The organism is Massilia sp. Root351, from assembly GCF_001425045.1.
Taxonomy (GTDB): Bacteria; Pseudomonadota; Gammaproteobacteria; order Burkholderiales; family Burkholderiaceae_D; genus Rugamonas.
The window spans coordinates 83658-101234 of the sequence record NZ_LMDJ01000012.1; the positions used below are offsets into that span (position 1 = coordinate 83658).

At 64.1% G+C, this 17577-nt stretch carries 13 protein-coding genes and 2 tRNA genes; 2 read left to right on the top strand and 13 right to left on the bottom strand.

Going from position 1 to position 17577, the window contains the following annotated elements; all coding sequences use genetic code 11:
- Positions 1-250: 250 nt before the first annotated feature.
- The 5 genes from ASD15_RS13310 to ASD15_RS13330 form a co-directional block, all read right to left on the bottom strand.
- A tRNA-Ser gene (locus tag ASD15_RS13310) sits at positions 251-343 on the bottom strand.
- Between the two features lie 10 nt (positions 344-353).
- Positions 354-443 (bottom strand) — tRNA-Ser (locus tag ASD15_RS13315).
- Between the two features lie 76 nt (positions 444-519).
- Positions 520-1722, bottom strand: coding sequence for an amino acid aminotransferase (locus ASD15_RS13320; protein ID WP_057156057.1), 1203 nt, complete (start codon positions 1720-1722; stop codon positions 520-522).
- A gap of 11 nt (positions 1723-1733) precedes the next feature.
- Positions 1734-2807, bottom strand: a complete 1074-nt coding sequence (hppD, locus tag ASD15_RS13325) for a 4-hydroxyphenylpyruvate dioxygenase (protein WP_057156058.1) — start codon at positions 2805-2807, stop codon at positions 1734-1736.
- 137 nt (positions 2808-2944) lie between these two features.
- The gene (locus ASD15_RS13330) at positions 2945-6847 is read right to left on the bottom strand and encodes a beta-galactosidase (protein WP_229418177.1); all 3903 of its coding nucleotides are present in this window, start codon (positions 6845-6847) and stop codon (positions 2945-2947) included.
- 143 nt (positions 6848-6990) lie between these two features.
- Here ASD15_RS13330 and ASD15_RS13335 point away from each other — a divergent pair, with 143 nt between their 5' ends.
- Entirely contained in the window at positions 6991-7638 is a 648-nt protein-coding gene (locus ASD15_RS13335; RefSeq protein WP_057155470.1) for a hypothetical protein, read from the top strand.
- A 51-nt stretch (positions 7639-7689) separates the two neighbouring features.
- Here the strand turns inward: ASD15_RS13335 and ASD15_RS13340 are convergent, their stop codons facing one another.
- The 8 genes from ASD15_RS13340 to cysS all read right to left on the bottom strand — a co-directional run bounded on the left by ASD15_RS13340 (position 7690) and on the right by cysS (position 16722).
- Entirely contained in the window at positions 7690-7953 is a 264-nt protein-coding gene (locus ASD15_RS13340) for a hypothetical protein (protein ID WP_057155471.1), read from the bottom strand.
- Between the two features lie 84 nt (positions 7954-8037).
- Positions 8038-8739 carry a hypothetical protein gene (locus ASD15_RS13345; protein WP_057155472.1) on the bottom strand — a complete coding sequence of 234 codons (702 nt, stop codon included), beginning with the start codon at positions 8737-8739 and terminating at the stop codon, positions 8038-8040.
- Positions 8740-9035: 296 nt separating this feature from the next.
- Positions 9036-10298 carry a hypothetical protein gene (locus ASD15_RS13350; RefSeq protein WP_157200935.1) on the bottom strand — a complete coding sequence of 421 codons (1263 nt, stop codon included), beginning with the start codon at positions 10296-10298 and terminating at the stop codon, positions 9036-9038.
- Between the two features lie 394 nt (positions 10299-10692).
- The gene (locus ASD15_RS13360) at positions 10693-11940 is read right to left on the bottom strand and encodes an aspartate kinase (RefSeq protein ID WP_057155474.1); all 1248 of its coding nucleotides are present in this window, start codon (positions 11938-11940) and stop codon (positions 10693-10695) included.
- Positions 11941-12082: 142 nt separating this feature from the next.
- The gene (tilS, locus tag ASD15_RS13365) at positions 12083-13471 is read right to left on the bottom strand and encodes a tRNA lysidine(34) synthetase TilS (RefSeq protein ID WP_057155475.1); all 1389 of its coding nucleotides are present in this window, start codon (positions 13469-13471) and stop codon (positions 12083-12085) included.
- Between the two features lie 159 nt (positions 13472-13630).
- Positions 13631-14605, bottom strand: a complete 975-nt coding sequence (locus ASD15_RS13370; RefSeq protein WP_057155476.1) for an acetyl-CoA carboxylase carboxyltransferase subunit alpha — start codon at positions 14603-14605, stop codon at positions 13631-13633.
- Positions 14606-14674: 69 nt separating this feature from the next.
- Positions 14675-15334 carry a DNA-3-methyladenine glycosylase gene (locus ASD15_RS13375; RefSeq protein ID WP_057155477.1) on the bottom strand — a complete coding sequence of 220 codons (660 nt, stop codon included), beginning with the start codon at positions 15332-15334 and terminating at the stop codon, positions 14675-14677.
- Entirely contained in the window at positions 15334-16722 is a 1389-nt protein-coding gene (gene cysS, locus ASD15_RS13380; protein WP_057155478.1) for a cysteine--tRNA ligase, read from the bottom strand. The genes ASD15_RS13375 and cysS overlap by 1 nt, the downstream gene beginning before the upstream one ends.
- 238 nt (positions 16723-16960) lie before the next feature.
- On the opposite strand from cysS, the gene ASD15_RS13385 reads away from it, so the two are divergent.
- Positions 16961-17575, top strand: a complete 615-nt coding sequence (locus ASD15_RS13385; protein WP_057155479.1) for a peptidylprolyl isomerase — start codon at positions 16961-16963, stop codon at positions 17573-17575.
- Positions 17576-17577: the final 2 nt, after the last annotated feature.

Sequence of the window (17577 nt, forward strand, 5' to 3'; positions counted from 1 at the left end):
TCATCTGCGTTAGGCAGCTGGATCGCGGATTGGTTGCAGGGGGATGCTTTTTTTTTGTTGTTGCCGTGTTTGGGCGATGGGAGACTGTGGCATCGCGCGCCCTCGGCGCGCGGGGCTGCGCGCGCAGCGCGCAGCAGATGGGCGATTCGGAGAGGGTTGCCCGCCGCCAGGCGGGCAACCCTTCGAATCCCACCGTTCCGTCCAGAACAACGAAAAAAGCCTCCCGCAGGGGAGGCTTTTTTCGTTGTTCTGGCGGAGACGGTGGGATTCGAACCCACGATACAGGTATAAGCCGTATGCATCCTTAGCAGGGATGTGCCTTCGGCCACTCGGCCACGTCTCCTAGCTGATTAAGGAGACGGTGGGATTCGAACCCACGATACAGGTATAAGCCGTATGCATCCTTAGCAGGGATGTGCCTTCGGCCACTCGGCCACGTCTCCTAGCTGATTACTCAACTATTGTCGCCCTTCGCGTTGCCGCTCCGGTCCGAACGAGCGCTATAGTAATGGCGCGCTCTTATTTGGTCAAGGGCGTCTTGATCGCCTTGACCATGGCTTGCGCAACAACCGGCACACTGGCCGCCGTCAGCGCGGCCAGGCACAGCCGCCCGGTGCCCACCAGGTACACGGCGGACTCTTCGCGCATCGCGGCCACTTGCATCGCGGTCAGGCCGGTGTAGCTGAACATGCCGGTCTGCTTGCCGAGATAGCTGAAGTCGCCGTCCGGCATGCTGGCGCACAGCGCCTGGTGCAGCGCGGTACGCATGGCGGCGACGCGGGCGCGCATGCCGTCGAGTTCGGCTTGCCAGCCGGCCCGCAGTTCGCCGTCCGTCAGGATGCGCTCGATGATGCGCGCGCCGTGGGTCGGCGGGCTGGAGTAGTTGCGGCGGATGGTGGCTTTCAGCTGGCCAAGCACATTGGCCGCCTGCCCCGCGTCGCCGCAGGCGATGCTGAGCGAGCCGCAACGCTCGCCGTACAGCGAGAAGTTCTTGGAGAACGAGGTGGCGGCGAACAGGGCGATGCCCTCCTGCGCGAAGTGGCGGATGGCGAACGCGTCTTCTTCCACGCCGCGGCCGAAGCCCTGGTAGGCCATGTCGAAGAACGGCAGCAGGCCGCGGCGCTTGACCAACTGCGCCAGCTCGCGCCACTGCTCGTCGTCCAGGTCGGCGCCGGTCGGGTTGTGGCAGCAGGCGTGCAGCAGCACCACGTCGCCGGCCGGCAGCAGCTCCAGCGCGGCCAGCATGGCGCGGAAGTCGACCTGGCTGGTGGCGGCGTCGTAGTAGGGGTACTTTTCCACCGTGAGGCCGGCGCCGGCGAAGATGCTGTGGTGGTTGTCCCACGTGGGGTCGCTGGCCCACACCCGCGCTTGCGGGAAGTAGCGGGCGATGAAGTCCGCCCCTACTTTCAGCGCGCCGGAGCCGCCCAGCGTTTGCGCGGTGGCGATGCGGTCGATGCCGTCGAAGCCTTTGCCGAAGGTGAGCTCGCGCACCGCGTGGCGGTACACGGCGCTGCCTTCCATCGGCAGGTAGGGACGCGGACCGGCCGTTTGCGCCAGCGCGGCTTCGGCCGCCAGCACCGAGCCCATGGCGGGCAGCTTGCCCGCTTCGGTCAGGTACACGCCGATGCTCAGGTTGACTTTGCCGGGCCGGGGGTCGGCGCCGAACTGTTCGTTCAGCGTCAGGATGGGGTCGCCCGGGTAGGGCTCAACGTGCTTGAACATGTCGCTTCCCATCAGGCTTTGATGACGCCGCGTTGCAGCTGGTCGCGCTCGATCGATTCGAACAGCGCCTTGAAGTTGCCTTCGCCGAAACCGTCGTCGCCCTTGCGCTGGATGAATTCGAAGAACACCGGGCCGAGCAGCGTTTGCGAGAAGATCTGCAGCAGCAGGCGGCGGCCGCCTTCACCGGTGGTGCCGTCCATCAGGATGCCGCGCATCTGCAGCTGGGCCGCGTCTTCGCCGTGGTTCGGCAGGCGCTCGGACAGCATGTCGTAGTAGGTGGCGGGCGGCGCGGTCATCAGCGGCACGCCCGCTTCGCGCAGCTTGTCCACGCTGGCCACCACGTCGTCGCTCAGCAGCGCGATGTGCTGGATGCCTTCGCCGTTGAACTGCATCAGGAATTCTTCGATCTGGCCGCCGCCGCCGGACGCTTCTTCGTTCAGCGGGATGCGGATCTTGCCGTCCGGCGCGGTCATGGCGCGCGAGGTCAGGCCGGTGTATTCGCCCTTGATGTCGAAGTAGCGGATTTCGCGGAAGTTGAACAGCTTCTCGTAGAAGCCGGCCCAGTAGCTCATGCGGCCACGGTAGACGTTGTGGGTCAGGTGGTCGATCAGTTTCAGACCGTGGCCCACCGGGTGGCGCTCCACGCCGTCGATGAATTTGAAGTCGATGTCGTAGATCGACAGGCCGTCGTCGTAGCGGTCGATCAGGTACAGCGGCGCGCCGCCGATGCCTTTGATGGCGGGCAGGCGCAGTTCCATCGGGCCGGTCGGGATCTCCATCGGCTGCGCGCCCAGTGCCAGCACGCGGGCGTAGGCCGCTTGCGCGTCCTTGACGCGGAAGGCCATGCCGCAGGCCGACGGGCCGTGCTCGGCGGCGAAGTAGGCGGCAGCGCTGTTCGGCTCGTTGTTGATGATGAAGTTGATATCGCCCTGGCGGTACAGGGTGACTTTCTTGGAGCGGTGCTCGGCCACGCGGGTGAAGCCCAGCATCTCAAACACGGGTTCCAGCTGGTTCGGCGTTGGCGAAGCGAACTCGACGAATTCGAAGCCGTCCAGGCCCATGGGATTTTCAAACAGATCAGACATTTCATGCTCCAGAAAGGTGGCGATATGCATGAAATTATATTGGCCCGCCTGTGCACTATATGCGCGAAATGCATATGAAAGTGGACAATTTGTGCACAAATTGTCCACTTGCACTGCGTTTCACGCACATTTTGGCCTTACTTGCCCGGCATGATCTCCAGCGGCACGCCGCCGCGCGCGGTGCGCAGCTTGACCAGCTTGACCGGCTCAAGCGCGTTGGCCGCCTTGCCGTCCGTGGTCACGGCCAGCGCGATGGTGTTCTGGCCGTTGGGGTTGAGGATGCCGGGCGGGATGACAAAGGTGCGCTGCGGGCCGACGTTGGCGGCGAACTGGCCCATGTTCCAGCCGTTGACGAAGATCAGCGCGCGGTTGCTGCGCTCCGAACGCGGCTTGCCGGTGTCGCCGAAGGCCAGTCCCAGCTGCACGTCGTGGCCCTTGGGCAGGTCCAGCGCGAAGCTGGTGCGCAGCCAGTAGGTGCCCGGCGCGGGCGGCGCGTCGGTGGTCCTGGCCGCCTGCCAGCCGTCCTGCTTGCCGCCCTGCCTCAGCGGCAGGTGCCAGCCCTCGCGCTCGCCGTGCAGGCCGCCGTTGTTCAGCGGGCCGCGCACCACGTCGGCGATCGCCTCGCCGCCCTGGTTGCCCTGGATGCGCCAGTCGATCGGCACCGCGAAGCGGTTGCCGCCGCGCGAGGTGAGCGAGGCCGAAATCAGGCCGCGCGCTTCACGGTGGTAGTCGTCGGCCATCAGGTTCCAGTTGTGCGAGTTGTTGCGCACCATGACGGAGATGACGTGCTCGCCCGCCTTCAGGCTGCCGAGCGCGAACTTGACGCTGTCGGTGGTTTCGGGGAAGGAGCGGCCGGTGTCCATTTCGTCCTGGCCCAGGAAGCGTCCGTCCACCCAGGCCTGGATCATGCCGGCCCCGCCGCCGCCGTAGAACAATTCGAGCTGGTTGGTCTTGGGGTCGGTGATCCTGACGCGGCCGCGGTACCACACGTCGCCGTGGTGGAAGCCGTAGTCGCTCATGCTCAGCGTGGGCTGGCCGCGCTCGGGCATGGTCCAGGTTTGCGCGGCGGAGGCGCGGCTGTCGGCCTTGATCCACTGGCTGTCGTCGAATCCGGGCTGCGCTTCGGGACTGTCCATGCGGCGCGTCCAGGGCAGTTTGGCCAGGTCCGGCAAGGCGATGCGCTCCGGGCCCTTGACGCTGCCGGTCTTGACGCTGCCGTCCGGCTGCGCGGCCAGGGTCAGCGACTCGCCGTTGAAGGTGACCGCCGACGGCGCCGCACCCCAGATTTCCAGCGCCGCGTCCGCGCTGGTGTCGCCGCTAAGCGCAAGCTGGCCGCCGTCGAACCTGGCCGAGCGCACCAGCGCCGGCGTCAGTTCCAGCAGCGCGCCGTTTGCGGTGTCCTGGCGCCACATGTTGAAGCTGGTTTTCTCGTCGGCCAGCAACAGCAGCATGGGCGCGCGGCCGCCGCCGCTGATGCGCACGCGCGCCAGGCCGTCGTGCATGTAGTTCAGCTTAAGGTCCCCTTTCGCGGCGTCGAAGGTCGATGCAACCGAGCCGGACAGGATCTCCACCTTGGGCGCGGAGGGGTAGCGCAGCACGGTCTCGCCCTCTTCCTTGTCGCGCCCGTGCAGCAGCACGATGTCGCGCTCGCCGTGGCGGAAGTGGGTCTGGATTTCCGAGTTCGAATACACCAGGTGCTGGCGTTCCATGGCGTAGGAGGCCAGCAGCAGCTTGCCGTCCTGGCCGTTGACGCGCACCGGGATCTGGTAGCTGCCGTCCTTTGTGGCCAGCGCGAAGGTGGCGCGGTCATCCGTCAGCGCGTCGGACGGATTGTGCACGGCAAACAGGATGTGGGTGCCGGACTTGGGATTGATGTTGTGGTAGACCTTGATCTTGCCGTTGCTGGGCTTGAGCTCCGGCCCTTTGTCCATCTCGGCCAGCGCCTGCTCCGCCGCCTGCACGAACATGCCCTGCTGCTTGAGCGCGTAGGCTTTTTCGCGCAGGCCGCGGTCTTCGGAGATGGCGGCGCCGTAGTCGTAGGAGGTATACACCACCGGCCCGGCCAGCCAGCCCCACGAGGTGCCGCCGAAGGTCATGTAGATGTTGTGGATGGTGATGCGGTTGATCAGGTTGGTGCCGTAGAAGACGCGCTGGTAGCCCTTGCCCTGGCGCTGCGCGGTGCAGTCGTAAGTGCCGTTCGAGCCCCAGTAGTCGAACCAGCCGCCGCCCAGTTCGGCTGCGAAACCGGGCGTCTTGGGCGACGTGAGCGCGCCGGATTTCGGGCCGGGCTTGCCGTGCATGCCCCAGTCGGGCGCTTTGTTGGGGCCGGAGGGGTCGGCGAACACGTTGCAGGTGCCGCCGGGGTAGCCGTCGAAGGCGTACATGTCGGTGGGGCCGGAGTTGGCCCACGGCGCGCTGGAGCCTTTCGGCGCCCAGTCCGGCAGGCGGCCGGCCGCGTTGTGGAAGAACGGCACCGTGATGCCGTCGGCGCGCGCCTTGGCGGCCAGGTGTTCCATGTGCCGCACGTGCTTGGGCTCGACCTTGCCCAGTTCGTTTTCCAGCTGGTAGGCGATGACGTTGCCGCCGCCGGTGGTGGCCTGGTGGCGCGCGATGATGGCGTTAATCTGCGTCATCCATTCGTCGGTGGCGGCGGTGTAGACCGGGTCGTCGGTACGGGCTTCGGCGCGGTTGCGGAACATCCAGCCGGGGTAGCCGCCGCCGGTCAGCTCGGCGTTCACGTAGGGGCCGGTACGGGCGATGATGTACATGCCCTCCTCCTCGGCGATCTGCAGCGCGCGCTCCACGTTGCGCACGCCGGAGAAGTCGTACACGCCGGGCGCGGAAGAGTGATAGCCCCAGTCGAAGTAGAAAGCGACGCCGTTGAAGCCGGTGGCCTTCATCTTCTGGATCACGTCGCGCCACAGGGAGGGGTTGGGCAGGCGGAACGGGTGCACCTCCCCGGACCAGACCACCACGCGCTTGCCGTCGACGGTCAGCGAATGTTCATCCCAGGCGATCTTTTTCGGCTGGCCTTTCGGCTTGGTGGCTTGCGCGTAGGCTTGCGGATCCTCGGCCAGCACGGTGAAATGGCGCGCCACGCCGGACACGCCGCCCACTTCCTTCTTCGGCGACCAGTTGCCGAAGTTGCTGTCGCCGTCCGCGTACCAGGCGTGCTTGCCCTGCTGGTCGAAGTAGATGCGCCAGCCGCCGCCGGGCAGCTGGACCAGCGCCGGCCCCTCGCCGCCTGCGCCCCAGCCGGCCCAGTCGCCTTTTTTCTCGACGGTCCAAGGGCCGCCCGGCGAAGCCGCCGTGGCCAGCTCGATGTAGCCGCTTTGCTGGTTCCGGGCGAAGGCCGTGTAGCCCTTGCCCGACGCCACCACAAAGGTATCGAGATAGCCTTGCAGTCCGGCCAGCGGCGTGGGTGCGGACCACTGGCTGAAGTCGGCGTTTGGTTCAAGAATGTAGGGTGCAAATTTGGCGCCGTCCTGCGATAGCGAGACCACCACCTTCAGGCTGCCGTCCTTGTCGCGCAGCCATTCCGGCGCGCGGGTGGCTGCCACGCCGGGCAGGCTGACGGCCGCTTCGCGCACGGCCTGCCAGCTTGTCAGATCCCTGGAACGCGTGACGCCGAAGCCGGCGCCCTTTTCGCCGCTGGTGTGGACCACATAGTAGTAGCCGTCGCTATGGCGGACCATGGAAGGGTCGCGCAGCAGGGGCTGTTTGGCGGTATAGGTTTCCGAGGCCAGCGTGGCGAAGGTGGCGCCATCGGTGGACGAGAACACGCTGAGCGCGTTGGGTGCACTGGCCGTGAAACTGGACATCAGGTAGACCGGCTGGTTCGCGGTCTGGTTCGGCCCCGCAGCGGGCTGGCCCTTGCCTGCCTGCCGCGCGCTGTCGGACGCCTGCGGGATGCCCAGCTCCTGGGCCAGCGCGGCGCCGGCCAGCGTGCCGCAGGCGACGGCAACGGCGGCGGCGAGCCTGCTCAGGTAGAGGGCATGCGGCTGGGCGGCACGGCGGTGGGCATTTTTCGTCTGGGCCAAGGTGTACTCCTACGCTTATTATCGGAACGTTCGCCCGCCATCCTAATGCGAGCCGCCACGCCGCGTTCGTCAAAAAGGTGATTGTTTGCAAAATTCGCGGCTTTCGAGCACGATAGCGGTATTGTTGCCACATGGAAAATAGAATGCGGATTTTCAACCGATTGCGGATGGCCGCGCTGCCCGCTGTTGCACTGGCCCTGGCCGCTTGTTCTGCGAACCCTGTGAACAACGCTTTTACGAATATGTGGGACCTGGGCGGCGGCCTGCCAACGGTCATGACCACCAAGGTCATTTTCGCCACGGTGGCATCGGACGAAGGCCCGGTTTCAGCCATGGGAAGGCAGGACCGCGCGCTGACGTATAACCAGGGAATCCGCTATGGCGCCCCGGAAGAGGCGTACCGGATGGCGCGGGTGGACATGCTCAATCATTCCACGAGTTTCATGAAATGGGCTACCACTGTTGCGGTGCCCGATACCTTCCCGACGCTGAAAATGGGCGATGTGCTTGCGATCCGGATTGCAAAGACGCGGGACGGGTTGCAGGATTTTGCGGCGACCAAGGAAGGCAATGCTGCGGTGTCGCTGGTCTGCCGGGTGGGCAGCGCGGACTATGAGCAATGCTGGAAAAAATTGCCGGTGGCCGAAGGCACGTCCCAGATGCGCGGTGCGAACGGCGTCACCCAGATCCCTTACGGCACCAGCCTCGCGCAGTTTGGCTTGGTATTCAGCCCCCGCTACGACGCGTCCGGCCAACTGCTGTCCAGCGCGCCGGCGGCCCCCTCACGATGAGACGCAGTCCATCATGCATGGCTGCTTGCCGGCCTGATCGCTCCGGCAGACTCATTGCCGGTCCGCCGCTAGTTCCAGCAATTCGCCTTTGAAGATGGGGCTCCAGCCCGGGCTGTCGATCAGCAGCGGCAGGCCGGGCCAGGTTTTCGGCAGCCTGGGCTTGGCGCCTTCGGGGATATCAAGCACCTTGAGCGCGCCCTTGCCGCAAGCGTCGTCCTGCTTCAGCACCACCCGATGCGAGTGCCACAGGTCGCCGTCGTTTTCAAGTCGCTGGCGCCTCTTGTGGGCTTGCGCGCCGAAAACCGGCAGCAGCATGGCTGCGGCGATGGTTGGCTTGACGAATTTCGTTTCTTCTTCTCCTGAGTGGGGCCGGTAAGCGGCCAAATCTGAAACGTGTGATCAAAGCCCGGCCAGCCAGTCGCGCAGCAGCGCGTCGCCTGCCCGGGCCAGGCCGGCGCCGTGGCGGCGGGTCTCCTCGCGCAGGCGCTGGAAGTCGACGCCAGCATGCTGCAGTTCGACGCTATGGCCGGCGAGCCACTCTTCCAGCGCGTCCGGATGGAATTCGGCGTGGAACTGCAGGCCGAGCGCGTGGCTGCCGGCAGTGAAGGCCTGGCATGGCGTATGCAAGGTTGCTGCCGCGGGCGGTGAGCCGGACGGCGGCACGATGTTGTCGCCGTGCCAGTGCAATACCGGCACGCCGCGCAGGTGCCGCAGCGGGCCGGCGTCCTCGGCCAGGTCCAGCGCGGACCAGCCGATTTCGGCTTCTGGCGCCCCACCGCTGCCCATCCGGCGTTCGACACGCCCGTCGAGCGCTGCCGCCATCAGCTGCGCGCCCAGGCAGATGCCCAAGGTCGGCAGTCCAAGCGCCAGGCGCTGCTTCAGGCCGCTGATTTCGCCTGCCAGCCACGGGTAGAGCGCGGCGTCGTTGACGCCAAGCGGGCCGCCAAGCACGACGATCAGCTCGGCGCCGCGCCACTCGGCCTGCGTCAGCGGGGCGGCGCCCGCGTGCCGGTAGCTCACCTGGTAGCCGGCGTCCGCCAGCGGTGCGGCGAACGTTCCCAGATCCTCAAAACGTACGTGGTAGAGCGCGATGCATTTCATACGGTAGGACTCCTATTCAAATGGCACATCAAAATACACCGAGGGCAGGATGACATGGCTACATATTATCGCCAGCAAGGCAATAAATCAAGAGTCCTAACTAAGTCGCTGCAATTGGCGCGCGCCGTCGCTGTGTACGGGGCAGTGATGATGCGAAGTGTTATCTGCTATGATTTAGCATAACGTCGGAATGACGCATTGAACCCAAGGAGTAGACCTTATGCTGATCAAAGAACCAGGTTGCTAATCCGGTGCAATGGGGCGTGCACTTTGCCCGCCCCCGCGCCTGCCCTGTGCTACCCAGCCGGCCTGCCTTGCGCCATGGTTTCGATATCGGCCTTGACGGACAGGAAGTCCTGGTCCGCCAGTGCCTGAGCGATGCCATTCCTGGCAGCGCCACTCTCCCCTCCCCGTTCCACATACTGCGTCAGCAGTTTGATTGCCTGCTGCTTGTCGGCCGGGTTGTTCCGCTTCTGGAATCTGACGGCATAGATCCGCGCTACGTCGTACGCTTTGCCATATTCGAGCGCCATCGCTGCGATGTCGTCCTTGAGCGGGCCCAGCTCGACGTCGTCCAGCGCGTCGCTGATATCGCCGGCTGCAACGGACGCCTTTCCATCCTTCTCGAAATACTGCCTGACGAGGGCGATAGCCTCCTGCTTGTCCGCGTCGTGGCGCAGTTTATCGAATTTTACGGCGTAAATGCAGGCCAGATTGTACAGGCGGTCGTCCCAGTTCCTGGGATTGGTGGACAGCGCGATTCTGCCGTACGTGCTGGCCTCTTCCCATAGCTCCGCGTACATGCAGATCAGCGAGAGCGAAGCGGCGAGGTACGATTTGACACGCTCGTTCTTGTGCTTTTCGGCGATGCCATACAAGAGCTTGGTTTCGTCCAGCACGGCGTGCGCTTCTTTGATTTTCTGGTCGCTGGCGCGCAAGGTGTCGAGGATGAGCTTTTGCGAGTGCATGCCCGTGAATAGTTGTTCGATTTCGCTCAGCTTTTCGGCAAAGGCGTCGGCGGCCTGGTCGGCTTTTTCTATCTTGGCGGTAAGCGCGCTTTCCTTGGCCTGGAATGCATTCACCTTGGCTTCCACCGCCTTGGCGTCGCGCTCGACCTTTTTGGCATTCTGGATCATCCCTTCGCTGGTTTCGCGCGCCTTTTTGTTCAGGGCTTCGATTTCTTTGAGCCACTTGCTCACTTCGGCGTATTTGGTGATGCCGAAGTAGGTGAGAATCGCGGCGACGATGGAGAAGATGATGCCTATGGTTTGGAGCAATTTCACCATCCACTCTTCTTTGTCCTTGGCGGCGTTGATGGCGGCTTGCGATGTGGCGGCGATCGCTTCCAGGGTGGCTTTTTGCGCGGAGACCAGGTTTTCGAGGTAGGTGGTTTGGACCACCACGAAGCCGGCGGGGGGCGCGGGGGTGCCTGCGGGGAGCGGGGTGATGATGCCTGTGGGGGGCGCCGGGGGGGCAGCGGCGCCGGCTTGCGCGGCGGCGGATGTTTGCGGGCAGCTTGCTACCAGAGCTAGTGCGCAGGCTATGCGGCGGAGGGGCATGGCGTCTCCCGTTGTGCAATATGCAACTATCGTATCATATTGGGGACACGGGGGTGCATGCGTCGCGCGCCCTCGGCGCGCGGCGCTGCGCGCGAAGCGCGCAGCAGATGGGCGATTCGGAGAGGGCTGGGCCGGTAGGCCCAGCCCTTCGAATCCCACCGGCTCCGTCCGGCACAAATAAAAAAGCCTCCCGCAGGGGAGGCTTTTTTATTTGTTCTGGCGGAGACGGTGGGATTCGAACCCACGATACAGGTATAAGCCGTATGCATCCTTAGCAGGGATGTGCCTTCGGCCACTCGGCCACGTCTCTTCTTCCACGTTTCCGCTTCGGATCAGACGAGCGCTATCTTACTGGCCCGCCCCTCGTTTGGTCAAGGAAACGGGCCATCTTTTTTTACTCTTTTTCCAGCTCGAAGGCCTTGTGCAGTGCGCGCACGGCAAGTTCCATGTACTTTTCGTCTATCAGTACCGAAATCTTGATCTCGGAGGTGGAGATCATCATGATGTTGATGTTCTCTTCGCTCAGGGTGCGGAACATCTGCGAGGCTACGCCGACGTGCGAACGCATGCCGACGCCGACCACGGAGATCTTCGATACCTTGGCGTCGCCTACCAGGATGCTGTAGCCGATTTCGGCTTTCTGGCCTTCCAGTACGTCGATCGCCTTCTGGTAGTCGTTGCGCGATACGGTGAAGGTGAAGTCGGTTTTACCGTCCACGGACTGATTCTGTATGATCATGTCCACTTCGATATTGGCGTCGGCCACCGGGCCGAGGATGTGGTAGGCCACGCCCGGACGGTCCGGCACGCCCAGCACGGTGATTTTGGCTTCGTCGCGGTTGAAGGCGATGCCCGAGATGACTGCTTGTTCCATGTTGGTGTCTTCCTCAAACGAAATCAGGGTGCCGGAGTTGGCTTCGGTTTCGAGATCCATCAGCGGATCGGTCAGCGACGACAATACGCGCGTCGGTACGCGGTAGTTGCCCGCGAATTCCACGGAGCGCGTCTGCAGCACTTTCGAGCCCAGCGAGGCCAGTTCCAGCATTTCTTCGAACGTGATCGCCTTCAGGCGGCGCGCTTCCGATACCACGCGCGGGTCGGTCGTGTACACGCCGTCCACATCGGTGTAGATCAGGCATTCGGCCGCCTTCAGCGCGGCGGCGATCGCCACGGCCGAGGTGTCCGAACCGCCGCGGCCCAGCGTGGCGATGTTGTCGTTGTCGTCCACGCCCTGGAAGCCGGTGATGATGACGATCTTGCCGGCGTCGAGGTCTTTGCGCACGCGCTCGTCGTCGATCGACTGAATGCGGGCTTTGGTGAAGGCGGAGTCGGTTTTAATCGCCACTTGCCAGCCAGCGTAGGAGACCGCAGCCTTGCCGATCGCTTGCAGCGCCATCGACAGCAGACCCACGGAGACCTGTTCGCCGGTGGAGGCGATCATGTCCAGTTCACGCGGGTCGGGCGGGTTTTGAATTTCCTTTGCCAGCGCGATCAGACGGTTGGTCTCGCCGGACATGGCCGACGGTACCACGACGATCTGGTGTCCTGCGTCGTGCCATTTGGCGACGCGGCGCGCGACGTTCTTGATGCGGTCGGTCGATCCCATCGACGTTCCGCCATATTTGTGAACGATTAAAGCCATAACAGTGATGTTTCCGCTCGAAGATTGAAAAAAGGGAGGGCTTGTAACTCTACATGTTGCAGTGCGAAACGACAAGCCAAAAAAGTTATGACGTCATACAGTATTGGCATATGGACATACGAAATCGCCGCAGTACCAACTTTTATTTTGATTCCCAGCGGAAGACCACACGTTCAACGGCACCCTGCCCCATTTGCTGGCAGTCCATGCCGATTCCTGCGGCAAAAAGCAATTGCGCCTGGGTTTTGACCACCGGCAGGCGGCCGCGCTCCCAGGCCGGGATGCCCAAGGTCTGGTAGTGGTATTTGAGGGCGCGCGTGGGACGGTTCTCGGCGGGCTTCAGGCGCTCGCCGCCGCGCCGGAACTCAATGGTGAGGTATTGGCCGCGCAGCCAGGCGGCGTCGATGCCCTGCTCGGCCGGCTCGATGTGCAGCACGCCGCCGTAATCGGGAAAATCGATGGACGCTTCGCCGTTCCAGCGAAAGTCCTGGCCGGGGGAGTCGTCGAACTGGTCTTCGCGGGTGCCCGCGATCTCGGGCAGCTTGGAAATCAGGTGCAGGCGGTCGCGGTGGCGGCGCACGTCCACTTCGGGGTGCACCACCAGCATTTGCGTGTCGTGGCGCGCTTCGAGCAGCTGGGCCAGCATTTCGGACAGCCAGGCGGTGGACGGCATGCTCAGGCCGCGCAGCGCGAACCAGTGGCGCAGCAGGTTGTAGGCGCGGTCGGTGCTCATGTCGCGCAGCTTGGCCACCTGCAGACAGTCGCCATCCAGCGCCGCGGCCAGGTCCTGTTCGGCCAGTTCGGTCAGCAGGCGCTGGGCGGACTGGGCGTGCTGGGCGCTGCGGGCGAAGCGCTCCTGGAAGCCGGGGAAGTACCGGGCCAGCGCGGGCATGACGGTGTGGCGCAGCGCGTTGCGGGCGTAGCGCGGGTCGTCATTGGATTCGTCCTCGATATGGGCGATGCCGTGCTGCGCCACGTAGGCTTCGAGCTGCTTGCGTGAAGCGGGCAGCAGTGGCCGCATCATCACCAGGCCGGGATTGGCAAGCAGTTCGGGCGCGGTGTTGGCGGCGTCCATGCCGGCCAGGCCGGCGGTGCCCGAGCCGCGCAGCAGCTGCAGCAGCACGGTTTCGGCCTGGTCGTCCTGGTGGTGGGCGGTGAGCAGCAGCTGCACGCCGTGTTCGGCGCACATGGCGCCCAGGGCGGCGTAGCGGGCCTTGCGGGCGGCCGCTTCGATGCCGCTCTTGCGCGCGTTTTCCAGGGTGATGCGGCGCGCTTCGAAGCCGATGCCGAGGGCGGCGCATTGCGCTTCGCAGTGCGCCAGCCAGGCGTCGGCGTTGGGGCTGAGGCCGTGGTGGACGTGGAAGGCGTACAGGGACGCGCCTGCCTGTTTCGCCCAGGCGTGGGCGAGGTGCAGCAGCGCGGAGGAGTCGAGGCCGCCGCTCAGGGCGATGGCGATGCGGCCGCCATGCTGCGCGGTGGCGAGCGCGCCGTCGAAGGTGCTGGCGAGGGTGGCGGTTTGCTGCTTTTTCATGGGGACTCCGGGGGTGCGGGCGGCTCACGGCGAGTTACGGCTCGTGGCGTCCGTAGCGCGGTTAGCGCAGCGTAACCCGCCATGGTGGAACCGCCGAAATGCAAAAAAACCGGAGCAGGCTGGCGCCGGCTCCGGTCTGGTTTCTGCCAGCGGCGCTGCTTACTCTTGCGGCGTGGTTTCTTTGAACTTGCCGTAGCTCATCAGTTTTTCGTGGCGGGCGTTGATCAGGTCCTTGGTTTTCATGCCGTGGAACTGGCGCAGCGAGTCGGCCAAGGCGCGTTTCAGCATGGTGGCCATGGCTTTCGGGTCGCGGTGGGCGCCGCCCAGCGGCTCGGAGACGATCTTGTCGATCAGGCCGATGGCTTTCAGGCGGTGCGCGGTCAGGCCCAGCGCTTCGGCGGCGTCGGCCGCGCGTTCGCTGGTTTTCCACAGGATCGAGGCGCAGCCTTCCGGCGAGATCACCGAGTAGGTGGCGTATTGCAGCATCAGCACCTGGTCGCCCACGGCAATCGCCAGCGCGCCGCCGGAGCCGCCTTCGCCGATGATGGTGGCGATCAGCGGCACTTTCAGCTCCGCCATCACGTACAGGTTATGGCCGATGGCTTCGGACTGGCCGCGCTCTTCGGCGTCGATGCCGGGGAACGCGCCCGGGGTGTCGACAAAGGTGAAGATCGGCAGGTTGAATTTCTCGGCCAGCTTCATCAGGCGCATGGCCTTGCGGTAGCCTTCCGGCTTGGGCATGCCGAAGTTGCGCATGGCGCGCTCTTTGGTGTCGCGGCCCTTCTGGTGGCCGATGACCATGCAAGCCTGGCCGTTGAAGCGCGCCAGGCCGCCGACGATGGACTGGTCGTCCGCATAGGTGCGGTCGCCGTGCAGTTCATGGAAGTCGGTGAAGATTTCATTCACATAGTCCATGGTGTATGGACGCTGCGGGTGGCGCGCGATCTGCGCCACTTGCCAGGGGGTCAGCTTGGCGTAGATGTCTTTGGTCAGCTGCTGGCTCTTCTTGGCCAGGCGGTCGATCTCCTCGGAGATGTCGACGGCCGAGTCGTCTTGCACGAAACGCAGTTCTTCAATTTTGGAATCGAGTTCCGCAATCGGTTGCTCAAAATTGAGGAAAGTTGTCTTGGTCATTGTACCTCCGTGTTATGGCCCGGATGGCGGGCGGCCCGGGGGCCAGCCTCGCGCTGGGCGAATTTTTCGCTATTCTACCGGAACCGGGTCCAGACTACGCCATAAATACCAGGTGGCGACGGTCCGATAGGGTTCCCAGTTGGCAGCCACTTCGCGCGCATCGCTGCGCGAAACGGGCTCGCCGGAGAAATAGTTTTGGCTGATGCCCTGGATCAGACCGGGGTCGTCCAGCGGCAGAACATTGGGACGGAGCAGATTAAATATCAAAAACATCTCCGCTGTCCAGCGCGTGATACCACGTATCTGCACCAGTTCGGCGATGACGGCTTCGTCATCCATCTGGTCCCACTGGTTGGCGTGGACTTTCTTGGCCTTGAAGTTGTCGGCCAGGTCCAGGATGTATTCGGTCTTGCGCTTGGACAGGCCGCAGGCGGCCAGTTCCTCGGCGCCGGCTTTCAACACGGCGGCCGGGGTGAATTTCGGGCAGGCCGCCAGCAGCTTCTGCCAGGCGGCAGCGGCTGCTTTGGGCGTGACCTGCTGTTTGACGATGGAACGGGCCAGGGTCGTGAACGGGTCGTCGTGGCCGACCAGGTGCAGGTCGCCGAACTGCGGGATGAGCTTTTTCATGATGCGGTCGCGCTTCATGAGCTCCTGCTTGGCTTCTTCCCAGTACGGCGGCACTGCTACCGCTGGGGACTGCGCCCCCATCATGTCCGTGGCCTTCACCATTATGCGCGGCGCCAGTTGGTGGTGCCGTCAGGCTTGTCTTCCAGGACAATGCCGGCGGCCAGCAAGTCGGCGCGGATCTGGTCCGACAGCGCGAAGTCGCGCGCCTTCTTGGCGGCTGCGCGGGCAGCGATCTGCTGCTCGATGGCGGCGGCGTCGTCACCGGACGCGCCCACGCCCGCTTGCAGGAAGGCCTGCGGCGCGCGCTCCAGCAGTCCCAGTACGGCGGCCAGCTCTTTCAGCTGGCGCGCCACGGCGGGCGATTTGGATTTGTTCAGTTCCGTGGCCAGGTCGAACAGCACCGACACGGCCATCGGCGTGTTGAAGTCGTCGTCCATGGCTTCGGCGAAGCGCTTGGCGTTCGCCTCGGTCCAGTCCAGTGCGGCGCCATCGCCCTGCACGCCGTCCAGCGCCGTGTACAGCCGCGTCAGCGCGCCCTTGGCGTCGTCCAGGTGGGCGTCCGAGTAGTTCAGCGGGCTGCGGTAGTGGGCGCGCAGGATGAAGAAGCGCACCACTTCGGCGTCGTACTTTTTCAGCACGTCGCGGATGGTGAAGAAGTTGCCCAGCGATTTGGACATCTTCTCGTTATCCACGCGCACGAAACCGTTGTGTATCCAGTAGTTGGCCAGGGCGTGGCCGGTGGCGCCTTCCGATTGCGCGATCTCGTTCTCGTGGTGCGGGAACTGCAGGTCCGCGCCGCCGCCGTGGATGTCGAACTGGTCGCCCAGTAGCGAGGCGCACATGGCGGAGCACTCGATGTGCCAGCCCGGACGGCCCTTGCCCCACTTGGAGTCCCACTTCACTTCTTCCGGCTCCGATTCCTTGGACGCTTTCCACAGCACGAAGTCCAGCGGGTCGCGCTTGCCGGTGTTGACGTCCACGCGCTCGCCGGCGCGCAGGTCGTCCAGCGACTTGCCGGACAGCTTGCCGTAGCCTTCGAAATTGCGCACGGCATAGTTCACGTCGCCGTCCTCGCCCTGGTAGGCCAGGTCTTTCGCTTCCAGCTTTTCAATCAGCGCCAGCATCTGCGGCACGTATTCGGTGGCGCGCGGCACCAGCGTCGGCGGCTGAATGCCCAGCGCGGCGGTGTCCTCGTCCATATACTTGGTGAAGCGCGAGGTGAGCTGGCCGATGGTTTCGCCGTTTTCAACCGCGCGCTTGATGATCTTGTCGTCGATGTCCGTGATGTTGCGCGCGTAGGTGACTTCGTAGCCCGATGCCTTGAGCCAGCGGTAGACCACGTCGAACGCCATCATCATGCGGCCGTGGCCGATGTGGCAGTAATCGTAGATCGTCATGCCGCAGACATACATGCGGACTTTGCCCGCTTCCATCGGTACGAATGTTTGCTTCTCGCGCGCCAGCGTGTTGTAAATCTTTAAATTGCTCATCGGACTCTTGCGTTTTTGTTAAGTGCAAGCCAGCCGGACAATACGAGAACCGGGCGCGGGCACTTCTGGTGCCGCACCGGGCTCTCAAGCATTTGCCGTGGAGACTGACAGACCCTCGGTATCTTGTTGTTCTAGTTTGCTAGAATGAAACGTCAACGCTTAGTATAGCATTGATAAAAACCGGACTGCCCCGATCTTGGTCTGGTTTTATCAGAACATACACAAAAAGGATGACCATATGCAAGACACCAAGACCCTGCTGGCAAAATTCTTCAGCCTGTTCGCCGGCGTGGCCCTGTCCGGCGCGGTAGCTGCCGCCCCGGCCGCGCCCAATCCCACGCCCCAGGTATCGCTGAAGACCACCGAGGGCGAGATCGTGCTCGAGCTGAACCAGGAAAAAGCGCCCAAGTCGGTGGCCAACTTCCTGTCCTACGTGAAGAGCGGCCACTACAAGGGCACCATTTTCCACCGCGTGATCGACGGCTTCATGATCCAGGCTGGCGGCTACACCGTGGACCTGAAGGGCAAGCCGACCAAGCCGCCGGTGGTGAGCGAGTCGCAAAACGGCCTGAAGAATGAAACCTACAGCGTGGCCATGGCCCGCACCGGCAACCCGAACTCGGCCACGGCGCAATTCTTCATCAACGTGGTGGACAACACCGGCCTCGACTATCCCGGCCAGGACGGCTTCGGCTACACCGTGTTCGGCAAGGTGGTCAAGGGCCACGAGGTGGTGGACAAGATCAAGGGCGTGCTGGTGGACGACAAGGGCATCTTCCAGAACATCCCCGTGACGCCCATCGTCATCAAGTCCGCCACGGTACTGAAAACGCCTGTTCCGGTGACGCAGTAAAA

Coding starts and splice junctions, on each gene's coding strand:
- ASD15_RS13375 (WP_057155477.1), bottom strand. CDS start 15,334: ATGGTGAAGGCCACGGACATGATGGGGGCGCAGTCCCCAGCGGTAGCA.
- ASD15_RS13385 (WP_057155479.1), top strand. CDS start 16,961: ATGCAAGACACCAAGACCCTGCTGGCAAAATTCTTCAGCCTGTTCGCC.
- cysS (WP_057155478.1), bottom strand. CDS start 16,722: ATGAGCAATTTAAAGATTTACAACACGCTGGCGCGCGAGAAGCAAACA.
- tilS (WP_057155475.1), bottom strand. CDS start 13,471: ATGAAAAAGCAGCAAACCGCCACCCTCGCCAGCACCTTCGACGGCGCG.
- ASD15_RS13350 (WP_157200935.1), bottom strand. CDS start 10,298: ATGCCCCTCCGCCGCATAGCCTGCGCACTAGCTCTGGTAGCAAGCTGC.
- ASD15_RS13320 (WP_057156057.1), bottom strand. CDS start 1,722: ATGTTCAAGCACGTTGAGCCCTACCCGGGCGACCCCATCCTGACGCTG.
- hppD (WP_057156058.1), bottom strand. CDS start 2,807: ATGTCTGATCTGTTTGAAAATCCCATGGGCCTGGACGGCTTCGAATTC.
- ASD15_RS13335 (WP_057155470.1), top strand. CDS start 6,991: ATGCGGATTTTCAACCGATTGCGGATGGCCGCGCTGCCCGCTGTTGCA.
- ASD15_RS13345 (WP_057155472.1), bottom strand. CDS start 8,739: ATGAAATGCATCGCGCTCTACCACGTACGTTTTGAGGATCTGGGAACG.
- ASD15_RS13340 (WP_057155471.1), bottom strand. CDS start 7,953: ATGCTGCTGCCGGTTTTCGGCGCGCAAGCCCACAAGAGGCGCCAGCGA.
- ASD15_RS13360 (WP_057155474.1), bottom strand. CDS start 11,940: ATGGCTTTAATCGTTCACAAATATGGCGGAACGTCGATGGGATCGACC.
- ASD15_RS13370 (WP_057155476.1), bottom strand. CDS start 14,605: ATGACCAAGACAACTTTCCTCAATTTTGAGCAACCGATTGCGGAACTC.